22 protein-coding genes are annotated in these 18,800 nt (G+C 34.4%); 5 read left to right on the plus strand and 17 right to left on the minus strand.

Annotated elements, in window-relative coordinates; genetic code table 11:
• Entirely contained in the window at positions 1–483 is a 483-nt protein-coding gene (locus tag AZF08_RS20210; RefSeq protein ID WP_033673643.1) for a DUF456 domain-containing protein, read from the plus strand.
• A 25-nt stretch (positions 484–508) separates the two neighbouring features.
• Here the strand turns inward: AZF08_RS20210 and AZF08_RS20215 are convergent, their stop codons facing one another.
• Together AZF08_RS20215 and AZF08_RS20220 are read right to left on the minus strand one after the other, a co-directional pair.
• On the minus strand, positions 509–1,129 hold the full coding sequence (locus tag AZF08_RS20215; protein WP_033673642.1) for an NAD(P)-dependent oxidoreductase: 621 nt from the start codon (positions 1,127–1,129) through the stop codon (positions 509–511).
• A 113-nt stretch (positions 1,130–1,242) separates the two neighbouring features.
• On the minus strand, positions 1,243–1,425 hold the full coding sequence (locus tag AZF08_RS20220) for a hypothetical protein (protein WP_033673641.1): 183 nt from the start codon (positions 1,423–1,425) through the stop codon (positions 1,243–1,245).
• Between the two features lie 187 nt (positions 1,426–1,612).
• Here AZF08_RS20220 and AZF08_RS20225 point away from each other — a divergent pair, with 187 nt between their 5' ends.
• A complete protein-coding gene (locus tag AZF08_RS20225; protein WP_033673639.1) occupies positions 1,613–2,398 on the plus strand; it encodes an SDR family oxidoreductase in 786 nt (261 codons plus the stop codon).
• A gap of 46 nt (positions 2,399–2,444) precedes the next feature.
• Here the strand turns inward: AZF08_RS20225 and AZF08_RS20230 are convergent, their stop codons facing one another.
• Together AZF08_RS20230 and cls are read right to left on the minus strand one after the other, a co-directional pair.
• On the minus strand, positions 2,445–2,897 hold the full coding sequence (locus AZF08_RS20230) for a spore coat protein (protein WP_033673637.1): 453 nt from the start codon (positions 2,895–2,897) through the stop codon (positions 2,445–2,447).
• Between the two features lie 32 nt (positions 2,898–2,929).
• Positions 2,930–4,114, minus strand: a complete 1,185-nt coding sequence (cls, locus tag AZF08_RS20235; protein WP_033673636.1) for a cardiolipin synthase — start codon at positions 4,112–4,114, stop codon at positions 2,930–2,932.
• A 160-nt stretch (positions 4,115–4,274) separates the two neighbouring features.
• Here cls and AZF08_RS29075 point away from each other — a divergent pair, with 160 nt between their 5' ends.
• A complete protein-coding gene (locus AZF08_RS29075; RefSeq protein WP_000505094.1) occupies positions 4,275–4,361 on the plus strand; it encodes a YjcZ family sporulation protein in 87 nt (28 codons plus the stop codon).
• A 90-nt stretch (positions 4,362–4,451) separates the two neighbouring features.
• On the opposite strand, the gene AZF08_RS20240 is transcribed toward AZF08_RS29075, so the two are convergent.
• The 8 genes from AZF08_RS20240 to cotH form a co-directional block, all read right to left on the minus strand.
• The gene (locus AZF08_RS20240; RefSeq protein ID WP_033673634.1) at positions 4,452–4,958 is read right to left on the minus strand and encodes an acyl-CoA thioesterase; all 507 of its coding nucleotides are present in this window, start codon (positions 4,956–4,958) and stop codon (positions 4,452–4,454) included.
• Between the two features lie 189 nt (positions 4,959–5,147).
• Positions 5,148–6,017, minus strand: a complete 870-nt coding sequence (locus tag AZF08_RS20245) for a TIGR03943 family putative permease subunit (protein ID WP_033673632.1) — start codon at positions 6,015–6,017, stop codon at positions 5,148–5,150.
• A gap of 3 nt (positions 6,018–6,020) precedes the next feature.
• Positions 6,021–6,917, minus strand: a complete 897-nt coding sequence (locus AZF08_RS20250) for a permease (protein ID WP_033673631.1) — start codon at positions 6,915–6,917, stop codon at positions 6,021–6,023.
• A 198-nt stretch (positions 6,918–7,115) separates the two neighbouring features.
• Positions 7,116–8,057 (minus strand): magnesium transporter CorA family protein, encoded by a 942-nt coding sequence (locus tag AZF08_RS20255; RefSeq protein WP_033673629.1) that lies wholly within the window; start codon positions 8,055–8,057, stop codon positions 7,116–7,118.
• Positions 8,058–8,241: 184 nt separating this feature from the next.
• Entirely contained in the window at positions 8,242–9,621 is a 1,380-nt protein-coding gene (locus AZF08_RS20260) for a putative polysaccharide biosynthesis protein (RefSeq protein ID WP_033673627.1), read from the minus strand.
• 96 nt (positions 9,622–9,717) lie between these two features.
• On the minus strand, positions 9,718–10,320 hold the full coding sequence (locus tag AZF08_RS20265) for a DedA family protein (RefSeq protein ID WP_033673625.1): 603 nt from the start codon (positions 10,318–10,320) through the stop codon (positions 9,718–9,720).
• Between the two features lie 189 nt (positions 10,321–10,509).
• Positions 10,510–11,127 (minus strand): NUDIX hydrolase, encoded by a 618-nt coding sequence (locus AZF08_RS20270; protein WP_033673623.1) that lies wholly within the window; start codon positions 11,125–11,127, stop codon positions 10,510–10,512.
• A 212-nt stretch (positions 11,128–11,339) separates the two neighbouring features.
• On the minus strand, positions 11,340–12,416 hold the full coding sequence (cotH, locus tag AZF08_RS20275) for a spore coat protein CotH (protein WP_033673621.1): 1,077 nt from the start codon (positions 12,414–12,416) through the stop codon (positions 11,340–11,342).
• A gap of 186 nt (positions 12,417–12,602) precedes the next feature.
• Here cotH and exsB point away from each other — a divergent pair, with 186 nt between their 5' ends.
• Positions 12,603–13,154, plus strand: coding sequence for an exosporium protein ExsB (gene exsB, locus AZF08_RS20280; protein WP_033673619.1), 552 nt, complete (start codon positions 12,603–12,605; stop codon positions 13,152–13,154).
• A gap of 57 nt (positions 13,155–13,211) precedes the next feature.
• On the opposite strand, the gene AZF08_RS20285 is transcribed toward exsB, so the two are convergent.
• The 5 genes from AZF08_RS20285 to AZF08_RS20305 all read right to left on the minus strand — a co-directional run bounded on the left by AZF08_RS20285 (position 13,212) and on the right by AZF08_RS20305 (position 17,568).
• Positions 13,212–13,829, minus strand: a complete 618-nt coding sequence (locus AZF08_RS20285) for a phosphoserine phosphatase 1 (protein ID WP_033673617.1) — start codon at positions 13,827–13,829, stop codon at positions 13,212–13,214.
• Between the two features lie 18 nt (positions 13,830–13,847).
• Positions 13,848–14,267 (minus strand): FosB/FosD family fosfomycin resistance bacillithiol transferase, encoded by a 420-nt coding sequence (fosB, locus tag AZF08_RS20290; RefSeq protein ID WP_033673615.1) that lies wholly within the window; start codon positions 14,265–14,267, stop codon positions 13,848–13,850.
• Between the two features lie 57 nt (positions 14,268–14,324).
• On the minus strand, positions 14,325–15,986 hold the full coding sequence (locus tag AZF08_RS20295) for a peptide ABC transporter substrate-binding protein (RefSeq protein WP_033673613.1): 1,662 nt from the start codon (positions 15,984–15,986) through the stop codon (positions 14,325–14,327).
• A 138-nt stretch (positions 15,987–16,124) separates the two neighbouring features.
• On the minus strand, positions 16,125–17,069 hold the full coding sequence (locus tag AZF08_RS20300) for a DUF2628 domain-containing protein (protein ID WP_033673611.1): 945 nt from the start codon (positions 17,067–17,069) through the stop codon (positions 16,125–16,127).
• A 46-nt stretch (positions 17,070–17,115) separates the two neighbouring features.
• The gene (locus AZF08_RS20305) at positions 17,116–17,568 is read right to left on the minus strand and encodes a methylated-DNA--[protein]-cysteine S-methyltransferase (RefSeq protein ID WP_033673609.1); all 453 of its coding nucleotides are present in this window, start codon (positions 17,566–17,568) and stop codon (positions 17,116–17,118) included.
• Between the two features lie 132 nt (positions 17,569–17,700).
• Between AZF08_RS20305 and namA the strand changes: the two genes are divergently transcribed.
• The gene (namA, locus tag AZF08_RS20310; protein WP_033673606.1) at positions 17,701–18,741 is read left to right on the plus strand and encodes an NADPH dehydrogenase NamA; all 1,041 of its coding nucleotides are present in this window, start codon (positions 17,701–17,703) and stop codon (positions 18,739–18,741) included.
• Positions 18,742–18,800: the final 59 nt, after the last annotated feature.

Genomic DNA, 18,800 nt, shown 5'->3' on the forward strand with positions numbered 1-18,800 from the left:
GTGACTGTCTTATTAACTCTTTGTATAATTGCTTGTTTTATCGTTTCATTTATCGCTTTTATCTATCCAATTATCCCTGGCATACTTGCCTTATGGGCTGGGTATTTCATTTATCATTTTGGTATAAACGGCGGGGAGCTAACAACCCTCTTTTGGATTCTTCAAGTCATTTTTACAATTATTATTTTCGTTGCTGATTTTATTGCAAATGGATATTTCTTAAAAAAATATGGCAGTACAAAATGGGGCGAACGTGTGGGAATGGTTTCTATTATTGTAGGTTCCTTTTTCTTCCCACCATTTGGTCTCATTATTATCCCGTTTTTGTCTGTCTTTATGACAGAACTCATGCATACAAAGTCACCGAAAGAAGCTTTTATGGTTGGTATTGCAACAGTTGTTGGATTTTTAAGCAGCACAGTAGCAAAAGCAATTTTACAAATTATTATGATTATCATTTTTGTTTGTTATATCATTTTTTAACCATCCCTTTTTAGGGATGGTTTTTCTAATATGCAATGCCTATCCGGTGATTTTTATATATTTTTTTATGTAATACAGACCATGTAAAATGAGCGGTATCTCCAACTGTAATCTTTCCTTCATCCGCCGGTAACATATTCACTTCAGTTCGATAAACACCTGTCGCTTCCCCATCAATTAAATGTGTCGGACAAACAATTCTCCAACATAATCCACTATTTTTTAAGGTTACGTAGGCAGCTAGATGATCTTCCGCAGCTGTCGTTGTTCTTCTCCTCGATTCTTTTGATTGAAACCGATATATATCCGGATTTATTCGGGACTGTAAAATACCTGCTGTTCCTATTGTAATAATCCTTTCTATCCCCTCTTCTTTCATATGTTTTATAATATGAGGCGTACTTTTCGATAACGTTCCATTCCCATCTGTACCAAGAGCACTTATAACAATATTCGCTCCCTTTAATGCCTTACGCACATCATTTTCATGTAATACATTTCCTTCTATAATATGTAGATTTTCATGATTTACTTCAATCTTCTTCAAATCACGAACTAATACTGTAACATGATATGAAGCTTGTAATGCTAGCTTCATTAACTCCGTCCCTACTCTACCTGTAGCTCCAAATATACATATTTTCATCTTCGTTCTCCTTACTATCTCTTTTTCTCTATTTTTTCGCAAAAAAGAAAAATATACAACTAAAAAGCTCCCTCATACATTGAGGAAGCTCTACTATATACTATAAAACAAGCTTATTTCTTTTCTTTTGAATCTGAAGATTTAGTATCTCCGCTTGTTTCTTTATCTTTCTTTTCATCTTGCTGCGTTGTTGTTTCTTCATCTTTTTTCTTTTCCTCATTATTATTATTACAACCTACCAGAAATAAAGAGCTCGCAAGTGCCGTAGCAGTTAAAGATTTAACCCATTTATTCATTTGCTTATCCTCCCTTTGATAGAATATGTACAATCTCATATTACTTCTCTTTTTTAAAGGAAATATTAGAAAACAGTAAAGATACAGTAAATGTTTGTAAATTTTCTGATAACAAAGTCGTATATTTTTTATTTTCCAGCATTTTCACCTATAATAAAAGTAGTATAGAAGAGAAAGGTTGATACATATGGAATTTGGTTTATCTGGAAAAACAGCTCTTATCGTCGCTTCTAGTCAAGGATTAGGAAAGGCAATTGCTACAGAGTTTGTAAAAGAAGGAACAAATGTTATGTTGCTCAGCCGTAATGAAGAAAAACTAGCATCTTTACAAAAAGAGCTCGCTACCCTAAACAAAGGGAATGTTATGTATACAGTTTGTGATGTTACAAACAAAGAAAATATTAAACAAGCTGTAGCGTATACTGCACAGACCTTTGGAACAATTGATATTTTAGTCAACAATGCCGGTGGTCCAAAACCAGGTACATTTGAAGAATTAACTGACGAAGATTGGTACAGCTCATTTGAACTCAATTTATTAAGTTATGTTCGTATAATTCGTGAAGTACTTCCTTATATGAAAGAAAAAGGTGGCAAGATTATTAATATTGCTTCTTCTTCTATTAAAGAGCCTATTCCTGGGTTATTACTATCAAATACATTCCGAGTTGGTATTACAGGCTTAGCAAAAACATTAGCCTCTGAACTTGCTCCTTACAACATTTTAATTAACACAATTGCACCAGGGCGTATCGCTACAGACCGCATCGCTTCTTTAGACGAAACAATTGCTGAAAGTCGTGGAATTACGGTAGAAGATGTTCAAAAACAATATGAGGCAATTATTCCTCTTGGAAGATATGGACATCCTAGTGAATTCGCAGCATTTGCTACCTTCCTTGCATCCGATGCGAATACGTATATGACTGGACAATCTTTTCTTGTTGATGGGGGAATGGTGAAAAGTTTATAATTCTTATACAAAAAAACAAGACGGCTACTATTCCGTCTTGTTTTTTCTACGCAAACTTTTCATCTTCGTATACATGTTCAATCTTATATTCTTTCTTCACTACATATTGCCATACACTATATGCATAGCGGTTCATTTTCACAAAACAGTTTTCTAGAAAAGATCGAAATTCAGGATTGGCAACTTCTACAGCAACCTGAGCAAACCTGAGTGCTAACCTTTTCAAATTTGAAATATAAGAAATAGCGATTCCGAGATCACCTGAATTTTCCATATCTATACCATTTTGTATAAAGGGAGACTTTAGTTGCTCACAAATCATATGTTGTATATTTTCTCCTTCTTGGAAGTTCACCTGCTCATTATAAGCTTGCAACATATAGGGTAAATGTTGCCGGAATATATCTCGTAATTCCTCATCTTGAATATTTTTCAAATGCTCACCGATCATACATATAATTGTATAACTACAACTCATTAATTCCTCCATACACTTCATATTATAGCTCCCCCTTTCTTCTAAATATATGCCTATAAATAGAAAGCCAGAACATTTGCCACCCTTGCTAAAAACCAGTCCCAACTACTGATTTTGTCAAAATCTTTGTCTGTTAGTCGTTTAGAATCATGAAAATCCTTTTGTAATCGCCCCCATACTTCAGCAACCACTGCTTTGTCATATATAAAACAGTCTGACTCTGTATTTATATAAAAACTACGATTATCAAAATTAGCTGTTCCTACATCAGCACTTGTATCGTCAATTATTGTCACCTTTCCATGAAAAAAGCCATTTCGGTATTGATAGATTTCCGCTCCAGTATCCAACATCTTTTTTAAATGTGGATAAGCAGCTTGTTTTAGTAACAGAGCATCACTTTTAAATGGAACAAGAATCTTTACAGAAACTCCCCGCTGCAATGCTTCTTGTAATACGTTTATCATTTCTTTGTTTGGCACAAAATATGGCGTTGCAATGATAATTGACTTTTTAGCTTGCTTTAGTAGCGCACTATATTCTTGCCAAAATCCTTTCCCATCAGAAAATATATACTGATATTTTGCATTTCCTTGTACAGAAGCCGCTTTATATAAAGAAAGCTTTTCACCAGTATCTGCATGCCAATCTTCTGCAAATTTCCTTTCCATATCATTTGCTCCATCTCCTTCAATGCGCAGCTGATAATCACGCCATCTTCCGAATTTAGGATCCTTCCCGAGATACTCCTCTCCAATATTAAAACCACCAACGTATGAAACTTCCCCATCAATCACTGCAATGCGACGATGATTGCGTTGATGTAATGAATGAAAAAAATGCTTTAATTTAGGTTTTTTACTAAAAGTAAATTTGACACCCTTCTCTTTCAAGCGTTGAATCACTTTTTTCTTAATTTTATAGCCACCAATTCGGTCTACCGATAATTTCACATCCACACCACTCGATGCTTTCCTCTCTAATAGCTCTAAAAATTCACGACTGACTTTATCTTTACCTACAATATAAAAATGAAGATAAATAAATTTTTTAGCACGATTGATATCTTCAAACATATTTCGATATAAATCTTCTCCATTTGCAAATGACTGGAAACTCCCCTGCCGAATTTGTGATATTTCAAGTTGATTCGTCATTTTATTCCCCATTTCTACATCGACGTTCATCCATATGAATACCCCTATGATACATAACAGAATGGCTATACATTTTTTCATGGATAAAACCCTTTCTTCAAAATCCGTTATTCCTATATGTTTCCTTTTTTTCACGTTAACATACAAGAAAAATCCATGCCTACAGGATATTTGTCCCTGTCAAGCAAGTATGGATTTGCATATTGTATGTTGTATCTTAAAATAAAAGGAGGAAATAGCAATGGGCTTCGCACATGGGAATGGATTTGCGTTACTTGTCGTATTATTTATCCTCTTAATTATCGTTGGTGCTGCTTGCTTTTGCTAGTTAGCCACCCTAGAGAGAGCGATATGTAGATGAAAAAACTATAAAAGCGGACACCTCTTTTTAGGTGTCCGCTTTTCATTTTAAGATTTCTTATACAACTAACAAAGTTGCAATTTTCTTACTTTCTGCTTTTCGAATATGACGTTGCTGCGCACGTAAAACAGCAATCTCATGTAGTTCTTTTTCTCCTTCTGTTTCCGGAATTACAGGTGGAACTGGAACTGGATTATTTTCTTTTCCCAGTGCTACAAATGTAACAAATGACGTTGCTGCGATACGTTTTTTACCAGAAATCAAATCTTCTGCCACTACTTTCACAAATACTTCCATAGAAGTTCTTCCTGTCCAAATAACAAACGATTCATAGCTCACGCAATCCGTTGAACGGACAGGATGTAAGAAATCAACCCAGTCCATGGATGCCGTTACACACTCCATTCTTGAATGCCTCGTTGCAGATATAGAAGCAATCATATCCATTTCAGCTAATATTTTCCCTCCAAATAATGTATTATGATCGTTTAAATCTGTCGGAAAGACACGGCTCGTTTTAAAAACCCTTGATTCGTTAACTGTTTTCCCCTTTGTTTCTTCCATCTACTTCACCCCTTTAATGAACTCATTACTATTATTTCCTTTAAGACAAATCTCACCTTATAAAAAATTAGAAAATGTTCAAACTCCCCTATACTTTCTTGTTCATTCTGCTTGATCAAAGATACACCAAGTGAACTATATATTAACAATTTTTCGAACTTTACGTCTATAAAAAAGAACCGATTTTGATCAATCGGCTCCTCTAAATACATATTGTTCTTTCGGCTGTTCAACTTTATTCCATTTTGTTATTTCCAAAACAGGAATATTTGCATGGAATGGTTGATAAAATTCAGTTGAAATTGTTCCTTCTACTTGAATCCAATCATCATTTTTCCACTCTACTCCCTCTGGTTTTTTCACTAACATACCATATACACCTGAATCGGCTACGCAGTGAATAATACCAAAGCGGAATAAGAAGTATTGCTCTTTCTTTGAAGAATCATCTCGGAAAACAAACCCTTTAAACGAAAGTGTCTTACCTGTAAATTCACCAGGATAATTATAAATGGTTTCCATTCCTTTTAAAAAGTCTTCATCTTTTAAAGCAATGCTATCTTTTGTTACATATTGTTTTTTCCCTTTTTCCATTACACCACGATACCCCTCTTTCCCGTAGTAAATACTCGTATCGGGTCTTAGAAATTGTCTTCTCATAAATGGATCTGTACTCTCCGCCTGTGCAACAGGAAAATGAAACCCTTTCGCTTTAACAATATCCGAATCTAATGTTGCAATTGGAAAAAATAGTCCTGAAATAATAGGGAAACAAAATAATGTATACGAAAAAGTTCGTTTCCACCATGTGTTCTCATCTTTTGAATGGTCATGTCCACAATGACTATGGTTACAACTGCAATCATGCTGCTCTTTTTCTTTTTGATGTTCCTTATGGAAAACAATGATGATTTGAACAAGTGTTAAAAAACCTAAAATAATTGCAGCTGTTTTTGATAAATATGCATACTTCATATTTATATACTTTGTTATATTACCCGAAATATGAAGCTGTGCAATTAAAATTGTAAACCCTAGTAAAATATATGCTCGAAACATAACCTACCACCCCATCGCATAAATGAGTAGTGAGCTTGCATAAACAACAAGTGTAACTGTAACTGTCACAACAATTACAAACCTTGTTTTAAATGTTGCAAGCATCATAAACATGTTTTTAATATCCACCATCGGTCCATAAACGAGGAACGCGACAAGTGACGCTGTTGAAAATGTACTTTGGAACGAAGATGCAATAAAAGCATCCGCTTCTGAACATAGCGACAAAATATAAGCAAGCCCCATCATAACTGCCGAAGAAGAAAACGGACCTTGTCCAATAGCAAGTAATGTCGACGTTTGTACAAATGTTTGAACCGCAGCAGCAATTAATGCTCCCAATACTAAGTATTTCCCCATTGAGAAAAACTCTTCAACTGCGTGTGTACAAACATCCCACATTTTTTTACGCAATGGAAGTTTATGATTTACTTCGGGAAAATGATCATCGCGTAATTGATGATTTTTAAACATAAGCGATAATATAAGTCCAACAATAATTGCCACAACAATTGCCACAATTGAACGGTACCATACCATCTGCATATTGCTTCCGAATGCAACGTACGTTGCAAACAATACAACCGGATTAATGATTGGTCCCGTTAACATAAATGCAATTCCAGCATATGGCGGAACACCTTTTCCAATTAAACGTCTTACAATTGGAACGATTCCACATTCACAACCTGGGAACATCATGCCAAGGAAAGTAGCTAATAGTACGGATAGAAATCGATTTTTCGGCATCCACTTTGCCACCATATCTTCCGTCACAAACATTTGAATGAATCCTGAAATAAATACACCAATCAGCACAAATGGTAGTGCTTCAATTAAAATTGAAATAAAGATTGTATTCATTTGCAGGAATGCTTTCGGTAACTGAAACAATTCCATGATGTATTTCCTCCATTTTTTCTTTAACAATATGTAATTTTAACCTCAAATAACAATTTGAACAAGCCTTACACAAATTTTAAAATAATATCGAAGAAATTGTCATCTATGCATATAGCGTACAAAAAGCATTCATTATAACAAAAAAAGCTGCTCTAGCGTAGTTTCATAACTATGCTAGAGCAGCTTTCTTACAGATTAAAAATAACGTTTCTTCCAAAAAATAAACGCTAAAGTGCAAGATAATGTTGCACATATAATCATGACAATTACAAAGCCATGTGGATTCTTTTCAAGCGGAATGGCTACGTTCATTCCAAAAAAGCTCGAGACCATTGTCGGTAATGATAAAATAATTGTAATCGACGTTAAAAGTTTCATGACACTGTTTAAGTTATTTGAAATAACCGAACTAAACGTATTCATCATACCACTTAAAATGTTACTATATATTTCAGCCATTTCAATGGCCTGTTTATTTTCAATTAATACATCTTCTAGCAAATCTTGATCGTCTTCATACATTTTAATAAAAGTATTATTGCGCATTAATTTCTGAATTACGATTTTATTTGCTTTTAAAGATGTCGTAAAGTACACCAAACTTTTTTCAAGTCCTAGTAATGTGAAAATTTCTTTATTTTTCATCGACTTATTTAATTGGTGCTCTAAGTCGATTGTTTTTCGATTAATTTGTTTTAAGTATCTTAAATAATAAGTAGAAATTGTATATAAGAGCTGCAAGGCAAAACGCGTTTTTTTAAACGTATAAAATTCTTTTATTCTTTGATTAATAAAACGCTCAAAAATCGGATTTTCTTCCAAACAAATCGTAACAAAACATTCCGGCATGACAATCATACCAATCGGAATCGTGTCATATATGGAATTTCCTTCCTCATCATGCCTTACTGTAGGAATATCGACGATAATTAATGCATTATCATCTTCTTTTTCAATACGAGATCTCTCTTCATCATCTAAAGGGTCTTTAATGAAATCCAATTCTACATTTAAGGTTTGTACTAGGAACTGAATTTCCTCTTCTGTTGGATGGAGTACATTAATCCAACAACCTTTTTCAATCTCCTCAATTTCTTGTAGTTTTCCGTTTCGGTCTGTTAAATAAATATTTAACATACTATCACCCCGATTCTTTTTACATGTGGGAATCTACCTCACTTAAATAACAGTTTTTGAACCGCTATTTTCAGCATATGAAACAAACGTTCAAATTTCAATAGAAAATTATTTTGAAAACGCTTTTCTTTATAAATTCTTTCAAAATAGAAAAAGACAGAGTTTGCTCTGCCTTTTTAAAAGCTTATGTTGCCTTTATAACATATTTAGAAAGCATCCACAAGTTAAATGACACTGAAACGGTGTAACCCGCATATGTTGCGATAATAAAACTTGTATAGTCAAAGTAAGGTAATAAGGTAATATTTAATACACCTTTTATAAGAATGCCTATAAGTAATCCGATAATTGTTTTTTGTTGCTGATTAATTCCTTGTAACATTGCAGCTGTCACTGCAAACAATGAAAATAATATACACGCTGGTGCATAATACTGTAAAATAACGCTTCCCATATTTGGATCGTTCCCTACTCCAAATAAAAGAGTATATACAGGTTTAGCTAATACAATCATTCCAATCGCTGCGGGAATGGTAATTCCTATCACCAACAAATTCGTTTTCGTAAAATGTTTATATAATAGTTGATCATTTCCCGCTGTATAAGCTTTCGTCATCTCTGGGACAAGAGACATACTAAAAGCTGTTGCAACAGAAACTGGGATAAGTACAACCATTTGGACTAGCCCAATGATCGCATTTATTTTCTCTGCTTCTCCTTGTCCATATCCTATCTGAATTAATAATTTATTAATCGTAAATGTATCAATCGTCTGATAGAGTGGTATCGCTAAACCAACAACAACAAATGGAATTGAATACGTAAATAGCTCTTTGTATAATGAGAAGGATGATTTCGTTGTTTGCGGAATACTTGCTATTTCTTTTTTCTTTAAATACTTTCGCCTTCTCAAATAATATCCAACCAAAACCGTTAATCCAGCTATGGCCCCCATGAATGCTCCAAACGTTGAAACTCCTACTGCTAATGAAACCGATGCTTTCAAAATATATAACACAACAAAACTTCCTATTAAAATTGTTAATACCCGAAAAAATTGTTCTACAACGATACTAGATGCAGAAGGTCCCATAGATTGAAATCCTTGAAAAAAACCGCGCAATAAGCTCATTACTGGCACAATTAATAAGGCGAAGCTTACAATTCGAATATTATAGGTCACAGCCGTCATACTATTACCTGTTTGGTCATTCCCATCAATCACTAGCTTTGCAAGATATGGAGCCAACATGTATAACACTAAAAATGAAGCAATTCCCATAAAAATCATAAAGAACAATCCACTTTTCAATACCCTTTTTACTGTATGATAATCGTTTAACTCATCATATTTCGAAACCATTTTAGAAACTGCTAATGGTAGTCCCATCGTCGCAATACTTAACATAATTGTATAAGGACGATATGCATATGTATATAATACATATCCGCTCGTTCCTACCATCGCTGTAAACGGTATGACATATATAAACCCTAACATTTTAGAAATCATTGTTGCCATCGTCAAAAATAGTGTTCCACGTAAAAACGGTGATCCTTTCATTGCATTCCCCCGCTACGCTTTATTACTACACATTATGGACAACTTCTTTCTTTTAGAACTCGATCGCATAAAAAAAAGCCAATGCATTCATTGGCTTTACCGAACTGTTTTTTTCTTTTTCAAAACCTTTAAACCGAAATAAAGAGCACCAAAGAGTACTGCACCGATAATTATGTAATGTGTATAATCAGCTGCATATTCTTTAATATGACGCCAATTCCCACCTAGTTTTTCCCCTAAATAAATAAAGAGAATCGACCATGGAATAATCGCAATTACTGTATATAATGTAAAAAGTTTCAAAGGCATTTTTGCCAATCCTGCTGGTATTGAAATTGCATGGCGTACAATTGGTATAAAACGTGCAGAGAAGATTACCCCCGCGCCATAACGTTTAAACCAATTTTCAGCTACATCTAAGTGATGCTTGTTAATTAATAAATACTTTCCATACTTCTCAACTACAGGACGTCCTCCATAATACCCTAACCAGTATAAAAAGATTTGTGCTAATGTACCACCAATTGTACCCGCAATTACTGCCCCGACAAAACTTATTTTACCTTGTGCAACTAAAAAACCAGCATACGAAAGGACAATCTCACTTGGAATAATTTCAATCATTAGTCCTAAAGCAACCCCAAAGTAACCTAAGCTTGTAAAGAATTGTAATAACTGATCTATTAAATTCGCTAACATTTTTTCCCTATCTCCTTTTCTTTTCACATACTCTCTCATTATCCCACAAAGGTTTGTGTATGCCAATATATTCATTGTTCTCTTTTGAAAATATGTACCATTCATGATTATTAGACCAAGCACAAATAAGAAGAAAAGTTCAATTTGAATTTACAAAAACAACTTCATTTTCACTTTAAACTTTTTCTCTTAATCCAACAATGTCTCTTTATTCCAATCTTTCATATAAGTAAACATCTCTTTAATTTGCCACTCTGTGTTTCTAGCAACTGACATTTCCGGCAGTTCCGTTTCAGCAAAAAAATCTACCGCTTCAGTTTCGATACTTGTTCGTTTCTCTCCCCCAACAATTTCGCAGCCAATAAATATTTTATATACATGTGTTGCTGAAGGTGATGGATGATGTTTTTCTTTATCAAATACTGCTAGCAATCGAAAGTGATCCACTTTATAACCAGTTTCTTCCCACACTTCTTTTGCTGCAACTTCTGTTGGTGTATATCCAACGTCTGCCCATCCACCTGGAAGTGCCCATTTCCCATCACTTTTTTCTTTTACTAACAACAATTTTCCATTTTGAAATACAACTGCTCGAATATCTACTTTCGGTGTTTGATAGCCAGTTTCACTTGCAAACAACTTCTCTACTACTTCCCAATCTGTCTTCGTATAATGTGACATCATAGAAACTGAAAGATCACGTAGTTGTTGAAAACGTTCGATATCATACACATCTTTCGAATACGTTAAACCAGCCTGTGCAATAGCTTGTATTTGTTTTACCCAATCAACCCATTTTGCCTCCATATTCTCACCTACCTATTTGAAATTTCTCTAATTCACCACGCTATACCGAAGAGGAGATTAAACATTTTTTATAAAATGAAGCTTTACTCACCCGAGGGATTCATCCGATATTCCCTATATTAAAATATCGTCACACGAAAGCACGCTGTTGAAAGTTTCACTTCATTATATAACAAAAAAAGAGATTGATTGTAAATCAATCTCTTGTCAAACTATGATAATTCATATAGATGTTCGTGTATATATTGACGTCGATTCATTATATATTGCAAAATCATCTCTGCCTCTTGATCAAAGATGTCTATTTTATCCTTCATATAAGGATCTTGAATGAGATATGGACGTATTAATTCACACATACTCTCTACTTTTGGCTTGATAAAAGAAACTGTAAATTTTTCTTCTAAAATTTCTTCGATAATATTACGATATTGCTTTCGAAATACAGGTATATCAAGTATTCTTGCACTTAAAGTATTATATCCTTGAATTCTGATGTATTCATGATTTAATGGTCTCCCCTCTACATCTCGCCCCCATGTCGCATCATAATCCCACGGTATCACTTCAAATAGATTTGTTTCATCATTATGGTACAATGCATAGTTATGAACAAAACCATCAAAGTTTTGAGTCAAAATAACCCCTGCTAACCATCGTAAATATTTTTCGACATCAAGATAATTCACAATTCCTTTTTCATAATTTTCGCGTGATAGTGAATTTGCCTGATAGACAAATTCACTAAGTTGCTCTTCACTATTTTCATTTGCACATTTGAATTCATATCCTGCAAAAAGCTCAGTTTTAACATCTTGATCTCGCTCACTTATTAATGAAAAATTTGCATCATCATCGATTGCATAATAAATAGAGCCACTCGGTAAGTTTCTACTTTTTAAAAAGTTTTCATCAACAGATTCTAATTGTAAATATACCCCTTGTATTTGACCATTAATTTTAACGAAAACATGTTGTGACTTTGGTGAAAGCACTCCTATATCATTAAAAAAATCAAGTGATAACTTGTTTCTAATAAGCGATGGATCTTTAAACTCAGAATTCAAATGAAATTCTTTTACACCCTGGAATTGTTTTGGCTTATAAAACATAACATGATATGATTTTTTCTCAAATTTACGAATATGTGCCCCTCGGTAGACAATGTCAATATCATACTTTCTTTTCCCATACGTTAATTTAGCAGGCACTGGACTATCCGACCAAATGTCTTTCTTTAATTCAACTACGTACATTGGATGAATAAAAAAATCATAAGAAGGTATCATATTTCCTCATCCCCTCTATTTTCTCTCCATTCAATGTATGCGCCTTATTTTGTCCATACATCCGCTATATATCTATTTCTATAAAAATTAAACTGTTGTCCTATACAGAGAGCAACCTATGTTCATATCATAATTAATGTAAAAAAGAATACCTTTTCATTTCAACAAACGATAAGGAGGATTTCTATGAAACGCGACATTAGAAAAGCCGTAGAAGAAATCAAAAGCGCGGGGATGGAAGAGTTTTTACATCAAGATCCAAGTACTTTTGATTGTGATGATGACTGTTTTTCAAAAAAAGAATGTTCAACAGATTGTAGATGCCCGAGAACAAAATGCACTCGTGTAAAACATTGTACTTTTGTTTCCAAATGTACACGTGTGAAAAAATGTACATTTGTTACAAAATGTACACGCGTACGTGTTCAAAAATGGACATTCGTTACAAAGGTTACACGTGTGAAGAAATGTACGTTTGTTACGAAACGAACTCGTGTAAAAAAATGTACATTTGTTACAAAATGCGTTCGTTTTGAAAAGAAATTTTTCTGGACAAAACGATGTTTCTGTAAAAAATGTGTTTTCATCCGTGATCACGATAAAAAACCTTGCCATCATTCAGATTGCCATGACGGAAAAGATCATCATTCAGACTGCCATGATTGGAAAGGCCATAAACATTCATTCTGTAAAAATAAAAAATTCGATCACTTCTGGTATAAAAAACGTAATTGCTAGTTCTTTATACTCTATAGTTAACAGTAAGTGTAAAAAGACCGCATAAGGCGGTCTTTTTTATACTTGCTGAAAATGACTTATATCGGCAAACTGTTTAACATCAGCCTTTTTATCTTCGAATTCAATGACACTTAGGCTCGCACTATGCATAAATGGATCATCCCACACTTTTTCAACAGAAAGACCAGCAAAATGTCCCACAAGTAATTTTGCTGCAGCTGCATGCGATACAATTAGAATACTTTCTCCTTGATGTTTTTCTAAAAGAAGATTTACTCCTTCTATGACCCTACTATGTACATCATAAAAATTTTCTCCAGATGCCGAGCAAAAACGATGTGGTTCATTCCAAAATAAATTTACTTCCTCCGGATATTGCCTTTCCAAATCAGCAAGTGTTTGACCTTCCCAAATTCCCATATTAATCTCGTAAAAGTGCTCATCCGCTATAACTGGTATATCTCGGTCCCCTTTAATTAACTCTGCTGTATGAATCGTTCGGTTACTGGGGCTACTATATATTGCATGAAGTGGTATATCCTTTATACGATCCCCTAATTGCTTTGCCTGTAACATTCCTTTTTCAGTCAAATTCGAGTTCTTTCTTCCTTGCATACGCTTTGCTACATTCCATTCTGTTTCTCCATGACGTGTTACATACAATGCTGTTTTCATTCGTCTCCTCCTCTGTACTCATTCATAAAATTCCATATGCGGCTTTGCTTCCTTATAATAATTTAAGCGATTCTGCAATGTACCTGAATGGAATTCAAACTTATGTCCATCTGGATCAATAAAATAAATAGACTGACAATCTCTCACATCACGTTCTCTTCCTTGTAAAATATGAACTTTATTGTCTTCTAGTCTCTGTAGTAATTTTTCAAAGTCCTCTCGTGCAACAGAAAATGCAAGATGTGTATATGACTGATGAATCTCATCTCTTGGAATATCTACTTCTTCATTGAGCGCTACCCACATTCCGCATATATCAAAATATGCAAGTTTCCTTCCTCTTACTAATAAGCTTCCCTCTAGTACGGTCTTATAAAACTGAATAGATTTTTCTAAATTTGAAACCGAAAAACAAAGATGGTTCACACCGTTTATCAAAACTAGTCCTCCTTACATAGTAAAAGATGAGTGAAAATTCACCCATCTTTTATTTTACTACTTTTTTGTAACATAAGCCCATTTATAACTAAAATCTCCACCAAATGTATGATTCGCAATTCCTTTTACATATGTTTTCTCTAAATATGCTGTACTTTGTTGATAAGTAGGTGAAATCGCTGCATCTTCCCCAATTAAGATTTTTTCAGCTTCAGCAAGTGCTTTCCAACGCGCTGCGTCGTCTTTTAACAATTCGCCTTTCGATTTAGCAACTAATTCATCATATTTCGGATTTGAATAGGCCATTTCGTTAAATGAACTTCCTGTAATAAACATATCAATATACGTCATTGGATCTGGATAATCTGGACTCCAAGCTGATAATGAAAACTCATATTGCAATTTCTTCTCTAAATCTAATTTTTGTTTATACGGTTGTTGTTTCAAATTCACTTTAATACCAGGTAAGTTTTTCTCAAGCTCTTCTTTAATAAAGTCGCCCACTTTCTTCCGGCTACCATTATCATCATTTAGTAATTCTACCGTTATTGTCTCTTGACCCAGTTCTTTTTTCGCTTCTTCCCATAATTTTTTTGCTTTTTCCGCATTATTTTTACTATCTCGGAAGTTTTTGTTTACAGTACGGAAATCCTTACCATCAGGTCCCGTTGTGAACTTTTCTGGTACTAAGAAATACGCTGGTAAAGAACCATCATTTAAAATAACATTTGCAATTCCTTTTTTATCATAAGCTAAATCAATTGCTTCGCGTACTTTTTGATTTTTAAATGTTGCATTTTGTTGGTTAAAACGTAGAAAATACATACGTGGATCTAATTTCGTTTTGAATTCATCTGGTTTACTCTTTTTGTATTTATCAATAAACTCTGAACTTAAAATGACACGATCTGCTTGATCACCATCATATAAGTTTACACCTGTACTCGTTTCTTTTACGACACTCACATTAATTTCTTCTAGTTTCACAGCACCTTTATCCCAGTAATTCGGATTTTTCTTTAATTGATAGCTCTGTTCATGTTTCCACTCATTTAACGTAAAAGGTCCATTGTATAAAACTTTGTCAGCCTCTAGTGCATACTTATCTCCTTGTTCTTTTAAAAATTTCTCATTTAAAGGAAAAAATGTTGGAAACGATGTAAGCTCGAGAAAATACGGTGCTGGTTGCTCTAGTTCTACTACTAATGTTTTGTCATCTTTTGCTTTTACACCTAATTGATCTAGTGGCAATTCTCCTTTATTAACCTTTTGTGCATTTTTTACATCAAATAAAATAAATGCATATTCAGCAGCTGTTGCTTTATCAAGGGCACGTTGCCAACCATATACAAAATCTTGTGCACGAACTGGTTCACCATTCGACCACTTTGCATCTCGCAATTCAAAAGTATATGTTTTCTTATCGTCACTAATCTTCACATCTTTCGCCATACCTGGAGCTGGTTTATTATCTTTATCTAATCGATATAAACCTTCCATTGCATTTACAAATACACGAAAGGACACTGAATCTGTTGATTTTGACGTGTCCATCGAAGGGATTTCTGCCGCTTCTAGTAAGTTTAGTACTTGTTTATCAGCTATCCCCTTACCTGTGTCTTTTTTTGTTGTTGACACCTTTTCACCATTTCCACAACCTGCGACGAACACACTTGTTGATAATGCAAGTACAGCAAACATTGGAATCTTTTTCTTCATTCTTTCTTCCCTCCAGTCTATATGTATACAGTAAAGCATGTATGATACATATTATACAAAAGATTCTGATTATTTTAAATATTTTATTTTAGTAAATAAAAAAGAAACAAATGAAAACGTTACTTTTTCATTTGTTTCTTACAACATTTCTTTCTTATCATCCCTTTGTAATCCATCATCTAATTCAAAAGGATTTTGAATGCGGAATACCTCTTCCATCATTTTTAAAAATCCTTTTTCACTTTGCGGTTCACCATTAACAGTAAAAGAATACGGTTCAATTTCATGCAATTGATAATCCACAACAAATTGAATCACAATTTGTTCCCGTGTCATCCCACTTCTATATCCATGAAATTCAACTAACTCTACTCCATCTGTTCCACGGTAATAAACCCATCCTGGTTGTTGGAAATACTGCTCAAATGCTTCACCAATAGAAAAGAAAGGATATTCATATAAGGAACTCGTGCGTACTTTTCGAATAACATCTTGATCTGTCGGAAAGAAAAAGTGACTCATAAATATAGCAGCAGCTGTCAAAAGAGTAACAATTGCCGCTCCTATTTTACTTGTTCCGCCACTATCACGAATTAAATAGTTTTCTACAGACTTATTCTTAACTCCTTTTGCTTTTATCTGGTATATTTTACGCTCTGCAAATTGATAGTATAGACCATTAGCAAAAATCCCTATCCCTATCATCATTAAAATAAGCAATAGAAACGTAAGTGGGGCCATATTTATGATTGGGAGCGCTACATTAAATCCCATGTAATAAGAAAATGCATCACAAGCTACTAATAAAATTACAAACAAAAATGCAGGTAAGTAATACTTACGGTATCCAAACCATCCAGCATTAAAAATAGCAGCCCATCCATTCCAACTCCACCTTGCTATTCGTATCCTTTCTTTCTCCCATTTTCTTTTAAAATATAGATAATGTCCTCCGACATATTGTTCCATGTCTTTTTCGATTGATGAGATCTCCTCTTTTGTTTCGTTATGTAGCATTTTCTGACAATCTTCACAATTAAGTTGACCGTCAAAACAAGGATTCCCACAATTTATACAATGCAAACTAATCCCTCTTTCCACGATTTATCCCGTACTGATGATCTCGTCCTTATTTCAAAATCCCCTCATGTTTTAACAACCATTCTTTCCGCCATAAGCCTCCTGCATAACCAACAAGCTTGCCACTTTTACCAATAACTCGATGACACGGAACAATAATTGAAATAGGATTTCGACTGTTTGCTCCACCTATTGCGCGCGCAGCCTTTATATTCCCAACCTTTTCTGCAATCTCTAAATAGGACACACTCACACCGTATGGAATCGTATAAAGCGCATCCCAGACACTCTTTTGAAAGGACGTTCCATCTGCTGATAACGGAACTGAAAATTCAGTTCTTTCCCCGTGGAAATATTCATCTAATTCAGCTAAACACCGCTCTACAATTTCATTCTTACTTTCTTCTTTTCGTTCCTCCACAAATATAACTGACGTAATCCCTTTATCGTTTGCCGTAATTTCAAGTAAGCCTAATTCACTTTCATAATAAGCTCGATACATGCTCTATCCCCCAATTTGGTTTATATTCGTAATTGTAACATGAATGAACATTTTTTTGAGAATAAGCGTTTCATTATGGAAACAAAATTGATAATGATACAATGAAAGAAACTGCAATAAGGAGGAATTATTTTGAACTATCAACTTTTTTCACCTTATACAATAAAAGGCATTACGTTAAAAAATCGTATTGTTATGTCACCTATGTGCATGTATTCAGTAGAAAAGGAAGATGGAAAGGTAACAAATTTTCATCATATTCATTATGGAACGCGGGCAGCTGGCCAAGTTGGTCTCATTATGCTTGAAGCAACAGCTGTTGCACCTGAAGGGCGTATTTCTAATAAAGATTTAGGGATTTGGAGTAATGAACACATTGAAGGATTACAAAAAACAGTATCGTTCATTCATGAAAATGGTGCAAAGGCAGCTATTCAATTAGCCCATGCTGGACGAAAAGCTGAATTACATACAGATGCTCTAGCCCCTTCATCCATTCCATTTCATGATGGGATGAAAACCCCATTAGAAATGAGTAAACTTCAAATCCAAGAAACAATTGCAGCTTTCCAAGATGGAGCATTTCGTTCCAAGCAAGCAGGATTCGATATCATTGAACTACACGGCGCACATGGTTATCTGATTAATGAATTTCTGTCTCCTCTATCTAACAAACGCACTGATGAATATGGAGGTTCTCCAGAAAATCGTTACCGTTTCTTAAGAGAAATTATTGACGCTGTAAATGAAGTATGGAATGGACCTTTATTCGTTCGTATTTCTGCAAATGACTATCACCCTGAAGGATTGACAGTACATGATTATGTACAATTCGCACAGTGGATGAAGGAACAGGGCGTAGATGTCATTGATTGTAGTTCTGGCGCAGTTGTACCAGCTCATATCGACGTTTATCCCGGTTATCAAGTTGAATATGCAAAACATATCAAAGAACACGTTCACATTGCGACAGGAGCAGTTGGGTTAATTACAAGCGGTCTACACGCAGAGCAAATTTTGAAAAATAATGAAGCTGATTTAATTTTTATTGGTCGTGAACTACTTCGGAATCCATACTTCCCAAGAACAGCTGCCAATGAGCTCGGCTTTGAACTACAAGAACCATACCAATACAGTCGTGCTCCTGGTAAAATAGCAAACACTACGAAATAATAAATAACATTAAGTATAACTTTAATCAGTGAGGGTTTTCTTCATCTCCCATCTAACTT

This window comes from Bacillus gaemokensis (assembly GCF_001590835.1).
GTDB classification, from domain to species: Bacteria; Bacillota; Bacilli; order Bacillales; family Bacillaceae_G; genus Bacillus_A; species Bacillus_A gaemokensis.

Excerpts from the sequence above, each read along its gene's own strand:
- AZF08_RS20215 (WP_033673642.1), bottom strand. The coding sequence starts at position 1,129 with ATGAAAATATGTATATTTGGAGCTACAGGTAGAGTAGGGACGGAGTTA.
- AZF08_RS29075 (WP_000505094.1), top strand. The coding sequence starts at position 4,275 with ATGGGCTTCGCACATGGGAATGGATTTGCGTTACTTGTCGTATTATTT.
- AZF08_RS20305 (WP_033673609.1), bottom strand. The coding sequence starts at position 17,568 with ATGTATCGAGCTTATTATGAAAGTGAATTAGGCTTACTTGAAATTACG.
- AZF08_RS20270 (WP_033673623.1), bottom strand. The coding sequence starts at position 11,127 with ATGGAGGCAAAATGGGTTGATTGGGTAAAACAAATACAAGCTATTGCA.
- AZF08_RS20265 (WP_033673625.1), bottom strand. The coding sequence starts at position 10,320 with ATGTTAGCGAATTTAATAGATCAGTTATTACAATTCTTTACAAGCTTA.
- AZF08_RS20225 (WP_033673639.1), top strand. The coding sequence starts at position 1,613 with ATGGAATTTGGTTTATCTGGAAAAACAGCTCTTATCGTCGCTTCTAGT.
- cotH (WP_033673621.1), bottom strand. The coding sequence starts at position 12,416 with ATGATACCTTCTTATGATTTTTTTATTCATCCAATGTACGTAGTTGAA.
- AZF08_RS20285 (WP_033673617.1), bottom strand. The coding sequence starts at position 13,829 with ATGAAAACAGCATTGTATGTAACACGTCATGGAGAAACAGAATGGAAT.
- AZF08_RS20250 (WP_033673631.1), bottom strand. The coding sequence starts at position 6,917 with ATGGAATTGTTTCAGTTACCGAAAGCATTCCTGCAAATGAATACAATC.
- AZF08_RS20230 (WP_033673637.1), bottom strand. The coding sequence starts at position 2,897 with ATGAAGTGTATGGAGGAATTAATGAGTTGTAGTTATACAATTATATGT.
- AZF08_RS20245 (WP_033673632.1), bottom strand. The coding sequence starts at position 6,017 with ATGTTTCGAGCATATATTTTACTAGGGTTTACAATTTTAATTGCACAG.
- AZF08_RS20240 (WP_033673634.1), bottom strand. The coding sequence starts at position 4,958 with ATGGAAGAAACAAAGGGGAAAACAGTTAACGAATCAAGGGTTTTTAAA.
- AZF08_RS20260 (WP_033673627.1), bottom strand. The coding sequence starts at position 9,621 with ATGAAAGGATCACCGTTTTTACGTGGAACACTATTTTTGACGATGGCA.
- AZF08_RS20220 (WP_033673641.1), bottom strand. The coding sequence starts at position 1,425 with ATGAATAAATGGGTTAAATCTTTAACTGCTACGGCACTTGCGAGCTCT.
- AZF08_RS20255 (WP_033673629.1), bottom strand. The coding sequence starts at position 8,057 with ATGTTAAATATTTATTTAACAGACCGAAACGGAAAACTACAAGAAATT.
- cls (WP_033673636.1), bottom strand. The coding sequence starts at position 4,114 with ATGAAAAAATGTATAGCCATTCTGTTATGTATCATAGGGGTATTCATA.
- exsB (WP_033673619.1), top strand. The coding sequence starts at position 12,603 with ATGAAACGCGACATTAGAAAAGCCGTAGAAGAAATCAAAAGCGCGGGG.
- AZF08_RS20295 (WP_033673613.1), bottom strand. The coding sequence starts at position 15,986 with ATGAAGAAAAAGATTCCAATGTTTGCTGTACTTGCATTATCAACAAGT.